The organism is Dietzia kunjamensis, assembly GCF_045689975.1.
Lineage (GTDB): Bacteria > Actinomycetota > Actinomycetes > Mycobacteriales > Mycobacteriaceae > Dietzia > Dietzia kunjamensis.
In genome coordinates this window covers 2,122,539-2,138,477 of the sequence record NZ_CP143297.1, presented here as the reverse complement: position 1 = coordinate 2,138,477, position 15,939 = coordinate 2,122,539, and the positions used below count along the sequence as shown (strand labels likewise).

Here is a 15,939-nt window from a genome sequence, read left to right as displayed (position 1 = left end):
AGAATGCCACCGTCGGGAGCGCTCGCGGTTCGCGCACTTGGGTCATTCCGCTGCCGTCCGCGAGGGTGCTTCCTAGGGTTCACCCATGAGCGGACGCGCGCGAGGGGCAGGACATCCGACGATCATCCGGAGGGCGCTTCTACTGCTGCTGGCGCTCGTCCTCGCCGTGGCGGTGGCCCCGCAGTTGCAGCCGAGCGCAGCGGCCCAGCCTGGTGGGCGCCCGGCCGCACCGGGCTCCGGCTTCCACTGGGGCGTCGCCACGTCGGGCTTCCAGGTGGAGGGCTCGAACCCGGACTCCAACTGGAAGCGGTATGTCGACGCGACCGCGCCGACGGGTCAGGCCGACCCGGTGGGTGAGGCGGTGGACTTCTGGAACCGCTATGAGGAGGACATTGCCAACGCCGCGGCGATGGGCGTGAACACCTTCCGGCTGAGCGTGGAGTGGGCGCGGATCGAGCCCGCGCCGGGGGAGTACGACGACGAGGCCCTCAGGCACTACGACCGGATCATCGACACGGTCCGCCGACATGGCATGACCCCCATGATCACGATGGTGCACTTCGTCTACCCCGGGTGGCTGGCCGACCGGGGCGGGATGCTCGCGGACAACGCAGTGGAGTCATTCGGCCGATTCGCCGACCTCATCACCGGCCGGTGGGCCGGCGACGGCACCATGTGGGTGACGTTCAACGAACCCCTGGTGTTCTTCAAGCACGAGATGACCATCGGCCGGGTGCAGGTCACGGACTTCTCCCGCTTCCTCGACACCATCGAGGCCGCCCACCGGCTCGGCTACGCGGCCGCCCACCGGGCGGACCCAGACGCGATGGTCACCATGAACGAGGCCTACCTGCCGCTGGCCACCGAGTTCACCGACACGCTGATCGGGGACCGGGTGGCCGACGTCGTGGACTACGTGGGCATCGACTACTACTACGGTGTCGCGCTGAACAACCTCACCGCCATCAACGCGGCGTGGGACGACTTCGCGGCCGTGCGGCCACAGCCGGAGGGGATTTACGAGGCGATCACGCATTACGCCCACGCCTACCCGGGAAAACCGATCTACATCGTCGAGAACGGGATGCCGACTCTCAACGGTGGGCGCGCAGACGGGATCGAGCGGGGCGACTTCCTGCGCGACACGGTCTTCTGGCTGCAGCGGGCCGTGGCGGACGGCTACCCCGTGATCGGCTACAACCACTGGTCACTGGTCGACAACTACGAATGGGGCGACTACTCGGCGCGGTTCGGGCTGTACAGGGTGGACGTGCTCACCGACCCGACGCTGACACGCCAACCCACGTCGGGCGTCGACGCCTACCGCGAGATCATCGCGGGCGGGGGAGTGCCCGACGGATACCGTCCGGTGCTGCCGTCTGCGTGGTGTTCGCTGGCCACGATCCCGGACAGCTGCATCGGGCCGGTGTCGGCAGAAGGGCCCTTGACGACGCTGGCAGGGCGATAACAGGATCGACCTCACACGCGATTTCCCTAGTGGACCCGCCCGCCCGCGACGAGAGGACCGATGAGATGTTTCCCGCCGGCTCGATCGAGAATCCGCTGCGTTTTCTGTTCGGCCCCGGGCCGGATGAGCCCGCGTGCCTCGCTCTCACACCGGAGTGCATGGGCCTGATCCCGTACCTGGCCTCCCGGTTCGGAATCGCGAGCTAGGGCTCACCCACGCACGAACCATCACCGATCGGGGCGAGAGATCTCGGCAGCCGCCCGCTGCCCCGACTCCACGGCGACGGATCGGGGCACCTGCGCCCTGGCACGACGAAACCCACCTGTCGGATTGCGCCTGACCTACGGGGTCCCCCTAGGTGAGTCGCAATCCGACAGGTGAGTTGGGTGGGCGGCCGGGATTACCTGCTGAACATCTTGGCGAAGAAGCCGTCCTTGACGGCGGGGACGTCCGACTCGTGGCCCGGGCAGCGGTCGGCCCTGGGCACGCCGGCCATCACCTGATCGACGTGCATTCCGCATCCGGCCCAGGTGGTCTTGCCGCACTTCTTGCAGGTGGCGGGACGGCACATGATGAGACTCCTCACGGGGTGGGGTTGTCGTCGGCGTGAATCGCGCCGACCGCCGGCCGATGATCCGACTGGCTGACGCCCCGAGGTTACATACCCCTAGGGGTACCGGTCAACCCTGCCGGTTCGGCACGCCCTGCACCTGCGGCGTGGGCGGGGTGGTCGACCTCGTCGTCGTCGTTCCCGTCGGGGCTCACCCCTGCCGACGCCCGGCCCGGCTCACCAGTCGCCGCGGGTCAGGCCGTCTCCCCATTCCCTCGCGCGTTCCAGTTCGCCGGGCAGGAGCGGGCCCTCGTAGCCGTCCACGTAGAAGGTCTCGGGATCCGTCACCGGGTGGCAGCCGAGCTTGCGTAGCTTCTTTGCGGCCTTTTTGCCTGCATGGCCGGGGAGGTCGGGGTGGCGGACGTGGGTGTCGAAGGTGGCCACCGCGAGGGAGGCGGGCCCGGCGGCGTCGAGCCACTCGCGCACTCCCGACGGGATCAGCTCGCCGCCGCGGGCGTGGGCGTCCTCGCGGGTGCCGTCGCGGGGTAGCCCGAACGCGTGGGTCGGCGCGCCCACCACGAGCAGGTCCACCGTGAGTTCGGCGAGCGGCGGCGCTTCGTGGGCGGCCACCACCTCGGCGGTCAGGTGAGGGGACAGGCCGTCGCTGATCGCCTCGGCGACGAGCCTGGTGTTCCCCCACGCGGATTCGTACACGACGAGTCGTTCATGGCCGGCCCTTTCCGCAGTTCCTGCCCTCAGTCTGCGCCTCCGGACCGCCCCGCACAGCGGCTCGTCAGGATTCGCTCATTGACAAGTGTCCCGCCTGATGTCACTGTATTAAGCACCTAATACAGCAACACGGAAGCGGGGCGGCGATGCAGTTCGACAACTCGTCCCCGATCTGGGTGCAGCTCGTCGGGGAGTTCTCGCGGCGCATCGTGACCGGTGAGTGGGCGGCCGGGGAGAAGATGCCCGGCGTCCGGGAGTTGGCGGCCGATCTCGGCGTCAACCCCAACACCGCCCAGCGGGCCCTCGCGGAACTGGAACGGCTCGAACTGTGCCGGTCCGAGCGGGCCACCGGGCGGTTCGTCACGCAGGACGAAGAACGGATAGACGAGGTCCGCGCCGACCTCGCCACCGACGCCGCCGACGCCTTCATCCGGCGCGTCCGCGGCCTGGGAATGGCGCACGACAAAGCCCGAACGCTGCTCGACCACAGATGGGACACCCATGAACACACCACTACCGATGAGCACGACGGAGGTGCCTGATATGAGCGCCACCGATCATTCCTCCACCGCGAGCCCCGCCACTACACTCGTTGAGGCCACCGGGCTCCGCATGACGTACGGCGCCACCACCGCCCTCGACGGCCTGGACATGGCCCTGGCCCCGGGGCAGATCGTGGGCCTGCTGGGCGAGAACGGCTGCGGCAAGACCACGCTGCTCAAGATCCTCGCCGGCGTCCTGGCCGGGTACTCCGGCGACGTGCGGATCGCCGGTCACGTCCCCGGTCCGGAGTCCAAGGCCCTGGTGTCCTACCTGCCCGACACCAGCTTCCTGCCCGACGCCGCGCGGGTGAGCTACTGCCTCGAGCTGTACACCGACTTCTTCGCCGACTTCCAGCCCGAGAAGGCGCGCGACCTCATCGGCTTCTTCGGCCTGAGCGAGTCCGCGCGGCTCAAGCAGATGTCCAAGGGCATGCGTGAGAAGGTCCAGATCGCACTGGCCATGTCCCGCGACGCGCGCGTGTTCCTCCTCGACGAGCCCATCTCGGGCGTCGACCCGGCCGCGCGTCAGGTGATCCTCGACGGGATCGTACGCAACCTCTCCGAGGACTCGCTCCTGCTCATCACCACCCACCTCGTCCACGACCTCGAGCCGATCCTCGACGCCGCCGTCATGATGCGCCACGGCCGCGTCCTGCTCTCCGGCGACGCCGACGACCTCCGCGGCAGCCGCGGCGCCAGCCTCGACCAGATCTTCAGGGAGACCTACCGATGACCGCGACGACGACAACACTCCTCAAGCACGAGTGGCTGCGCACGCGCGGTCCGCTCACGACCCTCTTCGGGTTGATCGCGCTGGTCGGCGTGCTGGGCAGCCTGCTCGGTGCCTCGGGATGGCCGCTCCTGTCCGAGCTCGGGCTGGCCGCGGGCATGCTCGCCGCGGTCGTGGCGGTCCCGGCCGTCCAGTTGGCCCTCGCCGCCGACTACTGGCGCTCCGGTTACGGCCGGACGGGCTACTTCACGCACTCGATCCCGGTCCGCGGAGCCCGCATCTTCCGGGCCAAGCTGGCGTGGGCGATGCTCGCCTCGCTTGCGGCGATCGTCCTGACCGTTGTGCTCGCGCTGCTCGCGTGGTGGGCGAACTCGCAGCGGTCCGGGGGCACCGCGCCGTCATGGTCGACGCTGACCGAGGCGTGGTCCACGGTCACCGCCGTGACCCCGGGGTGGATGATCGCCGCCGGGTTGGCACTGGTGCTGGCCTGGTTCCTCGTCTGGCCGGTGTACTACTACTTCGCCGTCTCGGTGGGGCACGAGCGGCGACTGGCCGGACTCGGTGCCGGCGGGCCCGTGGTGGTGTTCGTCGCGGTCTACATCGCCAGCCAGGTCCTTGCCCTGCTCGGCATGCTCGTGATCCCGTTCGGGGTGGGGGAGGCAGAGGGCGAGACCCTGGGCCTCGTCCGGTTCGACCTTGTCGGCGAGCTCGCCGCGGGGCACACGACCAGCGAGGTCATGCCGGTCGGGTTCGTGGTCTCCCTGGTCGCGGTGGCGGCGTTCTGCCTCTGGCGCACCGCGCGATCGTGGAACCACAAGGTGGCGCTGGGGTAGTGGACCCTGCGCGGGGCCGACCCCGGTCTGGGTAAGGATTTCTTTGGCAGGCGGCGCGCGGTGGAGTAGTGTTCACATCCTCACCGCGCGTCGTCCGTTGGCCGCCGCGGGCCCCTCACCTCCCTCGAAAGACCGCGAGCATGCCGATCGTCCTGCCCTCCATGGCCCGTCCGACCCTGACCGAGCCCACCTACCTCACGCCTCCCGTCTGGAAGCCGGTCCTCGCCTGGGCCGGCCTGGTCATGGGTGGACTCATGGTGGTGGGGGCGCTCGGAACGCTCGGCAGCGGCGTTCTCGAGTCGGTGGCGATGGCGCTCATCGGTCTGGCCATAGCCGTGGCCGGCGGGTGGTGGGTCTTCTGCGAGCGTGAGGACCGCACCCACGCCGAGGAGGACTTCCAACTCGACCGGCAGGCCGCTCTCGCCGCGCAGTCGATGTCCGGCTTCGTCGCCCCGGACGCGCTGAGCCCGCTGGCCTGGAACACCCCGTTGAGCCCGTTCACCCGTCGCTGGCCGGTGGTCGGCTCCGTCTCGGTGGCCATGTTCATCGTCGGGGCGGCACTGATGCCCACCCCCGCGCCCACGCCGACCCCGGCCTCGAGCCCGGTGGCCGCGACCAGCACCGTCACGACCACGGCCCGGGCCGCGGCGCCGACGACCACCGTCACGCAAGCCCCCACGAGTTCATCGGCCTCGGCGCCCCCGGTCACGCCCGTCGCCGTCGAGTCGGAGTCCGCGCCCCGGCAGCCCGTGGCCCCCGAGCCCACGTATGCGCCCGCCCCGGTCCAGACGTACGCCCCGCCGCAGACCTACGCGCCCGCCCCGGTCGCCGAGCCGGTTCCGCAGGCGGCGTACTACCCCAACTGTTCGGCGGCCCGGGCCGCCGGCGTCGCGCCGCTGTACCGCGGGCAGCCGGGGTACGCCTCGACACTGGACCGCGACGACGACGGTGTCGCCTGCGAATGATCCGCGCCGCCAGCGACCGCAGGATCGCTCGGCGCTGAAATCCTCGTCGTCGTCGTCGTTCCCGTGAGTCGTTCCGGGCCGGGCGAACGGATCGGGCAAGATGTGTATCGGCGCCGGGAACACACAGGTGAGCCCGCGCGTTGCACATGTACGAGTGATTCGTCGGTGACCCGGCGGGGACTCTCGACCAACGACCTTCCCCGACAATTCCGAAGGGACCTCGATGCGCACCAGCAGCAACCCGGTCTTCAGTTCACTGTCCACGGACAGTGCCCGCGGCGCCACCCACCTCGGTGGTGCCGGCCGTGGCGCCTTCCAGCAGGGCCAGTACGGCCAGCAGGGCTTCGGTGCCCAGGCCGGTTACGGTGCCCCGCAGGCGCACCCGCAGTTCGCCGCCGACACGCGGCCCATGACGATCGATGACGTCGTCGCGAAGACCGGCACGACGCTCGGTCTGCTCGCCATCGTCGGCACGATCTCCTTCTACCTGATCACGATGAACCCGGGGCTGCTGTTCCCGTTCATCCTGGTCGGCGGCATCGGCGGCCTGATCACCGTTCTGATCGCCACCTTCGCGCGCAAGATGGACTCCGCGCCCGTCACCCTGACCTACGGCGCCCTCGAGGGGCTGTTCGTCGGCGCGGCGACGTACCTGTTCACCATCGACCTGCAGGGGACCGGCGGCGTCCTCGGCGCGGTGGGTGCCGCGATCCTCGGCACCATCGGCGTCTTCGTGGGCATGCTGTTCGTCTACAAGACCGGCGCTGTGCGCGTGACGCCCAAGTTCACCCGCTTCATGTCCGCCGCGATCGTCGGCGTGCTGTTCGCGGCCCTGGGCAGCATCGTGCTGAGCCTGTTCACCGGCACCAACCCGCTGTACGACGGTGGCCCGATCGCGATCGGTTTCTGCCTCCTGTGCATCGGCCTGGCCGCGTTCAGCTTCCTGATGGACTTCGACAACGCCGACCGCCTCGTGCGCGCCGGTGCCCCGTCCAAGATGGCGTGGGGCGTCGCGCTCGGCCTCACGGTCACCCTGGTGTGGCTGTACGTCGAGATCCTCCGCCTCATGAGCTACTTCCGCGACTGACCGGCGCGAGCTGTAGCGCTGCCTGACTGATCAGGTCAGGTTCCGGCGAATCCCACGGCCCCGGCCCCCGCGAGGGGAGCCGGGGTCGTCGGCATTTCGGGTGTGGCGGCGATGGGGTTCCGGCAGCGGCCGGCGTGCCCGGCCCGCCTCGTACACCCCGCGGGCGCCGCCGGGGTAGCCGGCTGCAGGACCAACGACGAGAGCGCCCCGGGCACACTTCCTCGAGAGAAGCGTGCCCGGGGCGCTCGCAGTGCCGCGGGGTGGCGCGGGCTCAGGCCGCGCCGGGTGGGATCAGCTGAGGCGCTCGAGCACCATCGCCATGCCCTGGCCGCCGCCGACGCACATGGTCTCGACGCCGAACTGCTTGTCCTCGGCCTGCAGGTTGTTGAGCAGCGACGCGGTGATGCGGGCGCCCGTCATACCGAAGGGGTGGCCGAGCGCGATGGCACCGCCGTTGATGTTGAGCTTGTCCTCCTCGATGCCGAGCTCGCGGGCCGAGCCGAGCACCTGCACGGCGAACGCCTCGTTGATCTCGAACAGGTCGATGTCGGAGATCGACTTGCCGGCGATCCGCAGGGCGTTCTTGACGGCCTCGATCGGCCCCAGGCCCATGATCTCGGGCGACAGGCCGGACACGCCGGTGGAGACGACGCGCGCGAGCGGGGTCAGGCCCAGCTCCTTGGCCTTGGTGTCGGACATGATCACCAGGGCGGCGGCACCGTCGTTGAGCGGGCAGCAGTTGCCGGCGGTGATGGTGCCATCGGGGCGGAAGACCGGGTTGAGCTGCGAGACCTTCTCGTAGGTCGTGCCGGCGCGCGGGCCGTCGTCGGTGGAGACGACGGTGCCGTCGGGCATGGTGACCGGGGCGATCTCGTTGGCGAAGTGGCCACGCTCGATCGCGTCGAGGGCGCGGGAGTGCGAGCGCACGCCCCAGTGGTCCTGGTCCTCGCGGGTGATGCCGGTCATCTGGGCGACGTTCTCGGCGGTCTGGCCCATGGGGATGTAGACGTCGGGGAGCTGGCCGTTCACCCGCGGGTCGGTCCAGGTCTCGGCGCCGCCCTCAGCGCGCGTGGCGGTGCGGGCCTCGGCGTCGGCGAAGATCGGGTTGTGTGTGTCCGGCCAGTGGTCGGCGGTGCCCTTGGAGAAGTTGGAGACGGTCTCCACACCGGCGGAGATGAACACGTCACCCTCGCCGGCCTTGATCGCGTGCAGCGCCATACGGGTGGTCTGCAGCGAGGAGGAGCAGTAGCGGTTCACGGTGGTGCCCGGGACGGTGTCCAGGCCGGCGAGCACGGAGACGACACGGCCCATGTTGAAGCCCTGCTCGCCGCCCGGCAGGCCGCAGCCCAGCATGAGGTCGTCGATCTCGGTGGGGTCGAGCGCGGGGATCTTGTCCAGCGCGGCCTTGACCATCTGGGCGGTGAGGTCGTCGGAGCGGATGCCCACGAGGGAACCCTTGTTGGCGCGCCCGATGGGGGAACGGGCGTACGAGACGATCACGGCTTCCGGCATGGAAAGCTCCTTCGTTGCGGGTGAGTGCTGGTGTGGTCGGGTCAGTCCTGGGGATCCGGGTCGTCCCGCGTCGAGCGGGCCGGTGTCAGGATCCGGCTACGGCGTCGGAGGGTGTCCGCGGCCTCACGGGCCTCGCCCGTGCTCTCGGGGTCACCGTCCACGTCCCCATTATGCAGGAACGTGTTTCGGTCACCGTCGTCCGCATCCTCGTGATTGCGGACGAAGTCGGTCAGGCGCTTGGTCAGCCGGGCCACCACGGACTCGCGGTGCTCGGCGGGCGCGCCGGTGTCGGCAGTGTCGGCGGGCGCGCCGGTGTCGGCAGTGTCGCGGGAGTCGGCGAGGTCGGCGGCGCTCTCGGCGGCCTCCAGCGAGGCGGCGGCCCCCTCGGCGTCGTGCGGCAGCTGCTCCTCGGGCATGTCCTCCCACACGCCCAGCGCCACGCACACGGCGGGCAGCAGCAGGCCGGCGGCGAGTTCGTATCCGGCCGAGTTGGGATGGAACCGGTCGGGCGAGAACAGGCTCTCGCCGCGACGGTGGAACTCGGGCGCGAGCGTCTCCGCCAGGGAGACGGGGATGCCGCCGGCCTTGCGGACCTGCACGGCTTGCGCGCCGGCCAGGCGTCGGCTCAGGCCGGACATGACCGATCGCAACGGCTGGGGGACCGGCTTGATGATGCTCAGGTCGGGGCAGGTGCCCACGACGACGTGCGAACCGTTCTCCCGGAGCGCCCGCACCGCGTCGCCCACTCGCCGCGCCGAGGGACCGATCGCGTTGCGGGAGGTGATGTCGTTGCCGCCGACGAGGATCACCGAGATGTCGGGGTCGCCGTGCGCGATCTGCATCGCCTCGATCTGCCCGGGCAGTCCCTTGGACGTGGCGCCGACGATCGCCTTGATGCTCAGCCGTACATCCCAGCCGGACTCTTCGGCCAGGCCGCGCGCCAGCAGCACGCCGGGCAGCTCGTCGGGGGAGTCGGCGCCGAGGCCGGCGGCGAGCGAGTCGCCGAAGATCATCATGTGTACGTCGCACGTCATTCCGGGTCGCCACGGCTCGGGTGACCGGGCCCCGGGCCGGTAGAGCCCGTCGCCGGAGTAGGGCCGCGACGTCGGCTTGGGGATCACCCGGCGGGCGATCCGGGCCTGCTGCGTGAGCACCTCCTGGGCGCCGCGGTACGCCCCCACCGTGCCCACGGCTGCCAGCCCGAGGCTCATCCAGAGGCGTCGGGAGGCGTCGTCGGCGTCGGTCATCGGGCGTGTCGTCTCCCCTCTGGGTTGTGGTCGGACTCTGGGTTGTGGTCGAACTCTGCGTTGTGGTGGGACCCGGCGCTGTGGTGGGACCCGGCGTCGTGGCGTGAGCCCGTCCGGTGGCGTGCGGCGGACGGAGCGGCCAGCTCACGGGCGTGCTGGGCCAACTCGACGATAGCCCTCCTGCTCTCGGCCGGCCCGCGGGAGAGGTCGATCGGGTACTCCACGATCGAGATGTCGGTGTGGACGATCCGTCGGGGCTGGGGGGAATCGTCGCGCCGCTGGGCCGGGTAGACCAGGTACGCGCGGTCCACCCCGAGCGCGGTGCAGGCGGCCAACAGTCGGTAGTGCTCGGCGGCGCGGGCCCGGCGGTCCGTGGGATAGGTCGGGACGAACGTGGTGACGGGCGCGCCGTCGACCTCGTACACCAACCCCGTGCGCACGGAGATGTGGTCACCGTCGTCGGACGGCGCGCTGTGACGACCCGACGGCGCGTCGTCCGCCTCGGCACCGGAATCCAGGTTGACGACGGGGTTCTGCAGCAGCCGACCACCCCGGCCGTCGAGGGCGGCGGTCAGCTCGGCTTCCACGAAGCGTTCGAACAGTGCCGGCATCTCGGTGACGAAGGCCGCCGACGCTGCGTGGCCGTCCTCGACCTCCACCGAGATCCGCCGCACGATGCGGTCCGCCAACGCGAGCGCGTCCTGGTAGCGGGCGTTGAGCCTGCTGCGAGTCCACGCCGGCACGGGCGCGCCCTGGCCGATGAGCGTCGCGTCCGACAACCGGGCGTCGACCATGGCCAGCCGGCGGCGGGTGGCGTCGGGCAGTTCGGGCAGGAACTGCAGGCGGTGGGCGGCCGTGCGCAGGATGCGGTTCTCGGGGATGTCCGGGGTGAACTCGGAGTAGGTGACCTCGAGTGGGATGGTCATGCCCGGGTGGCGGCGGATCTGGTCACCCAGTCGGATCCGGCCGCGCACGGTGGTCAGTGACTCATCGACCCTGCGGTACCCGCGCAGCAGTCCGGCGGACAGGGCCCGGTGCGCCAACCGGGCCATGGACTCGGCGACGGAGGTCCACAGCTCGTCGTCGTCCCTGGCCTGCACCGATGAGGACAGGAAGGGGTCGTCGGCCGCGTGGTCGAGCAGGAAGAACAACTGCGTCAGGCCGAGGCTGGCGGCGGGCATGACCCGCACCGACAGGCCTTCGACGCGGACCGAGCCGACCGCGCCGCAGGGGATGAGCCGCCACGTGTCACGGCCGGCGGGCAGCACCTCCACGAGTCCGGTCTGCGACAGGTGTTGCGCACCCTCCCAGCTCAGGTTGACCAGTCGGCCACGTCGGTCGAACTCGTCGAACTCGAGCGCCACCGGCGACGCCGGCGACTGTGCCGACGCCGGCGCGCCAGCGCGCGACGGAGGTGCGGTCACGCCCGCCCGATCTTGCGGCGCAGCGCCGCGAGGCCGAACCGCTCGTGCACCTCGGCGCGGGTGAGCCGCCCGTAGTAGTGCTCCTCGAGCAGTGGGAGGAGGTCGAAGCGCCAGATGGCCTCGAGGCCGCCCGGCTCGGTGGCCTGGTCCTTCATGAAGTACGACGGCCCGATGCGCAGGTCGCGGTCGGAGTCGTCGATCTCGGAGTTGAGCGCCTCGAGCAGCTCCGCGGGCTCGGTCGTCACGCCGCGCGCCTCGAGGTGGCGTCGCAGCACGCCGGCCACGGGCGGGGTGTCGGGGTGCAGTTCCATGAACGCGAAGCGTCGGCGGATGGCGGCGTCGACCATGGCGATCGACCGGTCGGCGGTGTTCATGGTCCCGATGATGAACAGGTTGCGCGGCAGCCGGAAGGAGGTGTCGGGGGAGTACTGCGGCAGCACGGTCCGGTCCCGGTACTCGAGCAGGAAGTACATCTCGCCGAACACGCGGGCCAGGTCGGCGCGGTTCATCTCGTCGATGATGAGGAAACTGGGGTGCTCGCGACCGGACTCCGAGGTCGCCCGCGCGGCCTGGCGCCGCAGCGGCCCGGCCTGGAGTGCGAAGCCCGGCTGCCCCGACTCGGTGAGCGTGGGCCGGTAGCCCTCGAAGAAGTCCTCGTAGGCGTAGCTGGGGTGGAACTGCACCAGCTGGACCCGGCTGGGGTCGTCGGGGCCGGCGAGGAAGCGGGCCAGCTCCTGGGCGAGGAAGGTCTTGCCGGTGCCGGGCGGGCCGTAGAACACGATCTGCTGACGCTGTTGCAGGGTGTCGACGATCTCCTGCAACTCCTCGCGGGGCATGTGCAGGCCGTCCGCCAGTTCGTCGGTGACCTCGGGCAGGGTCGGCACCGCCCCGGCGGCGGGGGCCTCGGCGACCTGCGACTCCGCGGAGTGGCGCCCGGGGTGCATCGCCGACAGCATCGCGTCCAGGCCGTCGGTGAGGTCGACCACTGTGCCGGGCTCGCCGATCAGCTCGGACAGAGGACTGGGCAGGGTCTCCAGGTCGAGGGTGACGGTGCTCCACAGCACCGAGCGCTCGAGTTGCTGTCCGCCGTCGTCGACGTAGCCGAGGTCGTCGGTGAGGGTGCCCAGATGCAGTTTGGCGTCGGCGACCGTGGCCACCACGTCCTGCGGGTTCATCCGGGACAGGAAGGTGTGCAGCTCGGCGGTGAGCTGGAACCGGGCCTGGTAGTCCAGGTGCGGATAACCCTGCTCGACGGCCTGGGACACCTCGAGCCGGCTGGCGTGCGCGGGGATCCGCGGCAGGTGCGAGGCGGGCAGCGCGATGCGGTTCTGGGCGACCCACTGGCCGGCCTGGCCGACGCCGCCGCGGCCGGGCCGCACGAGCCAGGCACGCCGGGAGTGGTCGTCGCGGTGGCGCTGCCACTGGTTGGCCACGGAGCCGCGGTACCAGTCGACGGGCTGGCCGAGCTGCGCGGAGAGCACCTCGGAGATGCGGTGCAGGTCCTGGTCGATGTCCAGCTCGTCGATGCCGGACGGGCCGCCGATGAGGTCGGCGAACGCGTCGCGGATGCGGGTCTTGTGCTCGTGCTTGACGATCGGCTGGAAGTAGCCGGGCCACACGAGGTACTGGAGGCTGTAGCGGATGGCCCGCCAGTCGCCGGGGGTGGAGCGGGCCGCGCGCTGGAATTCCCACGGATCCGACAGCGCGGCGTCCCGGACGGACGCGTCGAGCTCGGCCCAGTGGATGACGAACGAGCACAGCCAGCGCAGGTGCTCGCGCATCTGCACGTTGAAACCCAGGCCGCCGGTGAGCGGGCCCTTCTCGCTGAGGACCTCGTCGAGATCGGTGGGGATCCCGGGCGCGTCCTCGATCCAGGAGAGCACGTCGCGGACGCGGCCGCGCTTGAGGCGGGCCGTGACCGTGGACAGGGGGAGCTGTTGGATGAAGAGCAGCTCGGCGGCGAGCAGGACCACGGGCCGTGGTGCGCCCTCGAGCTGGTCGTGCAGCGCCTGCATCACGGGGGAGCGTGTCGACCCGGGCGCCGCGCCGGCGGCCCCTTCCTCGGGGTCGGAGTCCAGACGGCGGGCCAGTTCCTCGGCCACCTCGGGCGTCCACGTGTAGAGGTCGTCCTCGAAGGGGGACTGACCGGTCCGCAGTGCCGGTCCCAGGACCCGCCCGGCCGCCGCTTCGATAGTCGGGGCCGGGCCGTGGGGCCTGTCCTGGGAACCGTCTGACACGTGGAACTCCTGCTACGCCGGGGCGGATTCGGGCCCGCCTGGAGGCGACCCCACATTCGTGAAGAACCTACCACCGGCCCCGGTCTTCAGCCGGTCAGCTGTGGTACGGCTCCGCGGTCACGATGGTGACGGCGACCTTCTTGCCGTTGGGGGCGGTGTACTCGCGGCTCTCCCCGTTCTTGGCGCCGAGGACGGCCTTGCCGAGCGGGGACTCGGGGGAGTAGATCTCGAGGTCGTCCTTGCCGGAGCCCTCGCCGCGGGTACCGATGAGGAAGGTCTCCTTGGTGTCCTCGTTGCCGTTGTAGTAGGCGCGGACGACGGAGCCGATGAGCGCGACACCGGACTCGGTGGGCGTCTCGCCGACCTGGGCGTTGGCCAGCAGGTCGTCGATGGTCCGGATGCGGGCCTCCTCCTGGCCCTGCTGCTCACGCGCGGCGTGGTAGCCGGCGTTCTCCTTGAGGTCGCCCTCCTCGCGCCGCTCGTTGATCTCGGCGGCGATGACCGGACGGTTGGCGATCAGCGCCTCCTTCTCGGCCATGAGGCGGTCGTACGATTCCTGGGTCAACCAGTGGACCTGGGTGTCGTTCGCCATGAGCGCACTCCAATCTGTTCGCGTGCGTGATGTAAGAAAAACACGGCCCCGCGAAAAAGGGAGCCGTGCTGAAGCGCCGATTCTAACACAGGCGCCGTGGCCCGTCGGCCGATACGCGCGGCCCTGACGGCCGCGCCGTCTGCGGCTCTACCTGCGCAGGTAGTCGGGGACGTCGTCACCACAGCCGTAGACGTCCGCGGCGAACGCGCGGGCGGTGGTGAAGATGGACGCGTCGATCTGGATCGTGGTGTTCTCCGACGGTGGGACGTAGACCTCGCGCCGGCCGAGTTCGCCCTTGGACTCCTCCTGGGCCCGGATGATGCAGTAGGCGGGCGTGCCCGGCTCCTCGCGCGTCACGGTGAACGTCAGGTCGACCCGCGACTCGTCGACGACCTCCACCCCGATCGCCTCGCCCGTGATGTCCGGCGTCTGGTTGAGACGCCACATCGTGTAGACGCCGGCGATCACCAGGCCGCCCACGAGCAGCGCCAGGATGACGGCGACGACCTTGCCGGTCAGGTTCGAGCCGCGGTCGGCGGTCGCGTACCGGTCCGCGGGCGGGCCCACGGGGGGCTGCGACGGGGCGTCCGACCTCGGCTCACTCATGGGAGCCAGGGTATCGGGGCACGCTGGCGGGGACGGCCGGGGGTCGCCGGCGGGCCCCGCCGGGGGCGGCGCCTGGGCCGACGCCCATAGAATGGTGCGGTCATCCACTCACGTGAGAAGAACGGCAGGTGCTCCCGATGGCCGGTCTGCGGCTGATGGCGGTCCACGCCCACCCCGACGATGAGTCGTCAAAGGGGTCGGCAACCATGGCCAGGTACGTCGCCGAGGGCGTCCACGTGCTGGTGGAGACGTGCACCGGGGGCGAGCGGGGCGACATCCTCAACCCCGCGATGGACCGCCCCGACATCGTCGCGGACCTGACGGGCGTCCGGGTGCGTGAGATGGCGCGCGCGGCCGACATCCTGGGGGTCGACCACCACTGGCTGGGATATGTGGACTCGGGGTTGCCGGAGGGTGACCCCACGCCACCCCTGCCGGAGGGATGTTTCGCCCTGGCCGACGACGACGAGGTCACCGAGTCCCTGGTCCGCAGGATCCGGGAGTTCCGTCCCCACGTGATGATCACCTACGACGAGAACGGTGGGTATCCCCACCCGGATCACCTGAAGGTGCACTCGGCGTCGATGGCCGCGTACGAGGCCGCCGCCGACCCCGCCCGTTATCCGGACGCCGGTGAGCCGTGGGCGATTGCCAAGGTCTACTACACCCACGGATTCCCGAAGAGTCGCCTCCAGTTGCTGGACGACGAGTTGTTCGCCCGCGACGGTGTGCGCCACTTCGAGGAGTTCCTGTCGCGCTGGGGGGACCGCCCCGACATCATGGAGCGGGTCACCACGCGGGTCGAGTGCGCTGACTACTTCGAGCAGCGCAACTCGGCACTGCTGGCCCACGCCACCCAGATCGACCCCAACGGCTGGTTCTTCGCCGCACCCGTGGAGATGCAGCAGCGGGTGTGGCCCACCGAGGAGTTCGAGCTCGCCGCCAGCCGGGTGGGCTTTCCCGAGCTCGGTGAGGGAGAATACGAGACAGACCTGTTCGAGGGAGTCGACCCGTACGTCGCTCTCCCCGTCGGCCCGAGCACGAGTGAGGACCCACGATGATCACCCTGGGACCGGACGTCCAGATCCTGGCGTACCAGTCGGCGATGGTCCTCGCGCAGAACCAGTCGCCCGGTACGCCCGGGTACAACGACAACCCGGTGGGGCCGGAGTTCGGCAAGGCATCGCCGATCGGTATCCCGGTGATCCTGCTGCTGCTCATCGCCACCGTGCTGCTCATCCGCAACATGAACAAGCACATCAAGAACCTGCCGGATAGCTTCGACACCGAGCATCCCGAGCCGGATCAGCTCGCCGACGAGGGCACCGACCGCGGGGCGGTCCCGCCCCTGGAGCCGACCGACGGTCAGCCCGACCCCCGCTGACGGTCTGCGTCGGGGCCGGGCCGCACACCCCGC

The 15,939-nt window shown here is 70.4% G+C and carries 16 protein-coding genes; 8 read left to right on the top strand and 8 right to left on the bottom strand.

Annotated elements, in window-relative coordinates:
* The first annotated feature begins 85 nt into the window (after positions 1-85).
* Positions 86-1,468, top strand: a complete 1,383-nt coding sequence (locus VZF99_RS09960; RefSeq protein ID WP_407334655.1) for a family 1 glycosylhydrolase — start codon at positions 86-88, stop codon at positions 1,466-1,468.
* A gap of 400 nt (positions 1,469-1,868) precedes the next feature.
* Here VZF99_RS09960 and VZF99_RS09955 read toward each other — a convergent pair whose 3' ends face one another.
* Complete coding sequence (locus VZF99_RS09955) at positions 1,869-2,039, bottom strand: hypothetical protein (protein ID WP_167492419.1); 171 nt, start codon at positions 2,037-2,039, stop codon at positions 1,869-1,871.
* Positions 2,040-2,255: 216 nt separating this feature from the next.
* Positions 2,256-2,732: a flavodoxin family protein gene (locus tag VZF99_RS09950; protein WP_407334654.1), complete on the bottom strand. Its 477-nt coding sequence runs from the start codon at positions 2,730-2,732 to the stop codon at positions 2,256-2,258.
* A 161-nt stretch (positions 2,733-2,893) separates the two neighbouring features.
* On the opposite strand from VZF99_RS09950, the gene VZF99_RS09945 reads away from it, so the two are divergent.
* The 5 genes from VZF99_RS09945 to VZF99_RS09925 all read left to right on the top strand — a co-directional run bounded on the left by VZF99_RS09945 (position 2,894) and on the right by VZF99_RS09925 (position 6,904).
* Complete coding sequence (locus VZF99_RS09945; protein ID WP_069390092.1) at positions 2,894-3,289, top strand: GntR family transcriptional regulator; 396 nt, start codon at positions 2,894-2,896, stop codon at positions 3,287-3,289.
* 1 nt (position 3,290) lies between these two features.
* Entirely contained in the window at positions 3,291-4,022 is a 732-nt protein-coding gene (locus VZF99_RS09940; RefSeq protein WP_407334653.1) for an ABC transporter ATP-binding protein, read from the top strand.
* Positions 4,019-4,852 carry a hypothetical protein gene (locus tag VZF99_RS09935; RefSeq protein WP_407334652.1) on the top strand — a complete coding sequence of 278 codons (834 nt, stop codon included), beginning with the start codon at positions 4,019-4,021 and terminating at the stop codon, positions 4,850-4,852. The genes VZF99_RS09940 and VZF99_RS09935 overlap by 4 nt, the downstream gene beginning before the upstream one ends.
* Before the next feature lie 140 nt (positions 4,853-4,992).
* Positions 4,993-5,817 carry an excalibur calcium-binding domain-containing protein gene (locus VZF99_RS09930; RefSeq protein WP_407334651.1) on the top strand — a complete coding sequence of 275 codons (825 nt, stop codon included), beginning with the start codon at positions 4,993-4,995 and terminating at the stop codon, positions 5,815-5,817.
* Between the two features lie 223 nt (positions 5,818-6,040).
* Positions 6,041-6,904, top strand: coding sequence for a Bax inhibitor-1/YccA family protein (locus VZF99_RS09925; RefSeq protein ID WP_120283781.1), 864 nt, complete (start codon positions 6,041-6,043; stop codon positions 6,902-6,904).
* A gap of 291 nt (positions 6,905-7,195) precedes the next feature.
* Here the strand turns inward: VZF99_RS09925 and VZF99_RS09920 are convergent, their stop codons facing one another.
* The 6 genes from VZF99_RS09920 to VZF99_RS09895 all read right to left on the bottom strand — a co-directional run bounded on the left by VZF99_RS09920 (position 7,196) and on the right by VZF99_RS09895 (position 14,522).
* Entirely contained in the window at positions 7,196-8,416 is a 1,221-nt protein-coding gene (locus tag VZF99_RS09920) for an acetyl-CoA C-acetyltransferase (protein ID WP_069389598.1), read from the bottom strand.
* A 41-nt stretch (positions 8,417-8,457) separates the two neighbouring features.
* Positions 8,458-9,663: an SGNH/GDSL hydrolase family protein gene (locus tag VZF99_RS09915; protein WP_407334650.1), complete on the bottom strand. Its 1,206-nt coding sequence runs from the start codon at positions 9,661-9,663 to the stop codon at positions 8,458-8,460.
* Positions 9,660-11,087, bottom strand: coding sequence for an McrC family protein (locus tag VZF99_RS09910; RefSeq protein ID WP_407334649.1), 1,428 nt, complete (start codon positions 11,085-11,087; stop codon positions 9,660-9,662). The genes VZF99_RS09915 and VZF99_RS09910 overlap by 4 nt, the downstream gene beginning before the upstream one ends.
* Complete coding sequence (locus VZF99_RS09905; RefSeq protein ID WP_069389600.1) at positions 11,084-13,324, bottom strand: AAA family ATPase; 2,241 nt, start codon at positions 13,322-13,324, stop codon at positions 11,084-11,086. Before VZF99_RS09905 ends, VZF99_RS09910 begins: the two co-directional genes overlap by 4 nt.
* Positions 13,325-13,418: 94 nt before the next feature.
* Complete coding sequence (gene greA / locus VZF99_RS09900) at positions 13,419-13,916, bottom strand: transcription elongation factor GreA (RefSeq protein WP_067715687.1); 498 nt, start codon at positions 13,914-13,916, stop codon at positions 13,419-13,421.
* A gap of 147 nt (positions 13,917-14,063) precedes the next feature.
* Entirely contained in the window at positions 14,064-14,522 is a 459-nt protein-coding gene (locus VZF99_RS09895) for a DUF4307 domain-containing protein (RefSeq protein ID WP_120283777.1), read from the bottom strand.
* A gap of 137 nt (positions 14,523-14,659) precedes the next feature.
* Here VZF99_RS09895 and mca point away from each other — a divergent pair, with 137 nt between their 5' ends.
* Positions 14,660-15,583 carry a mycothiol conjugate amidase Mca gene (gene mca, locus VZF99_RS09890; RefSeq protein ID WP_096905165.1) on the top strand — a complete coding sequence of 308 codons (924 nt, stop codon included), beginning with the start codon at positions 14,660-14,662 and terminating at the stop codon, positions 15,581-15,583.
* Complete coding sequence (locus tag VZF99_RS09885) at positions 15,580-15,906, top strand: hypothetical protein (RefSeq protein WP_407334648.1); 327 nt, start codon at positions 15,580-15,582, stop codon at positions 15,904-15,906. Before mca ends, VZF99_RS09885 begins: the two co-directional genes overlap by 4 nt.
* Positions 15,907-15,939 lie beyond the last annotated feature (33 nt).

Excerpts from the sequence above, each read along its gene's own strand:
- VZF99_RS09920 (WP_069389598.1), bottom strand. The coding sequence starts at position 8,416 with ATGCCGGAAGCCGTGATCGTCTCGTACGCCCGTTCCCCCATCGGGCGC.
- VZF99_RS09885 (WP_407334648.1), top strand. The coding sequence starts at position 15,580 with ATGATCACCCTGGGACCGGACGTCCAGATCCTGGCGTACCAGTCGGCG.
- VZF99_RS09945 (WP_069390092.1), top strand. The coding sequence starts at position 2,894 with ATGCAGTTCGACAACTCGTCCCCGATCTGGGTGCAGCTCGTCGGGGAG.
- VZF99_RS09930 (WP_407334651.1), top strand. The coding sequence starts at position 4,993 with ATGCCGATCGTCCTGCCCTCCATGGCCCGTCCGACCCTGACCGAGCCC.
- VZF99_RS09895 (WP_120283777.1), bottom strand. The coding sequence starts at position 14,522 with ATGAGTGAGCCGAGGTCGGACGCCCCGTCGCAGCCCCCCGTGGGCCCG.
- VZF99_RS09940 (WP_407334653.1), top strand. The coding sequence starts at position 3,291 with ATGAGCGCCACCGATCATTCCTCCACCGCGAGCCCCGCCACTACACTC.
- VZF99_RS09925 (WP_120283781.1), top strand. The coding sequence starts at position 6,041 with ATGCGCACCAGCAGCAACCCGGTCTTCAGTTCACTGTCCACGGACAGT.
- VZF99_RS09915 (WP_407334650.1), bottom strand. The coding sequence starts at position 9,663 with ATGACCGACGCCGACGACGCCTCCCGACGCCTCTGGATGAGCCTCGGG.
- VZF99_RS09960 (WP_407334655.1), top strand. The coding sequence starts at position 86 with ATGAGCGGACGCGCGCGAGGGGCAGGACATCCGACGATCATCCGGAGG.
- VZF99_RS09935 (WP_407334652.1), top strand. The coding sequence starts at position 4,019 with ATGACCGCGACGACGACAACACTCCTCAAGCACGAGTGGCTGCGCACG.
- mca (WP_096905165.1), top strand. The coding sequence starts at position 14,660 with ATGGCCGGTCTGCGGCTGATGGCGGTCCACGCCCACCCCGACGATGAG.
- VZF99_RS09955 (WP_167492419.1), bottom strand. The coding sequence starts at position 2,039 with ATGTGCCGTCCCGCCACCTGCAAGAAGTGCGGCAAGACCACCTGGGCC.
- greA (WP_067715687.1), bottom strand. The coding sequence starts at position 13,916 with ATGGCGAACGACACCCAGGTCCACTGGTTGACCCAGGAATCGTACGAC.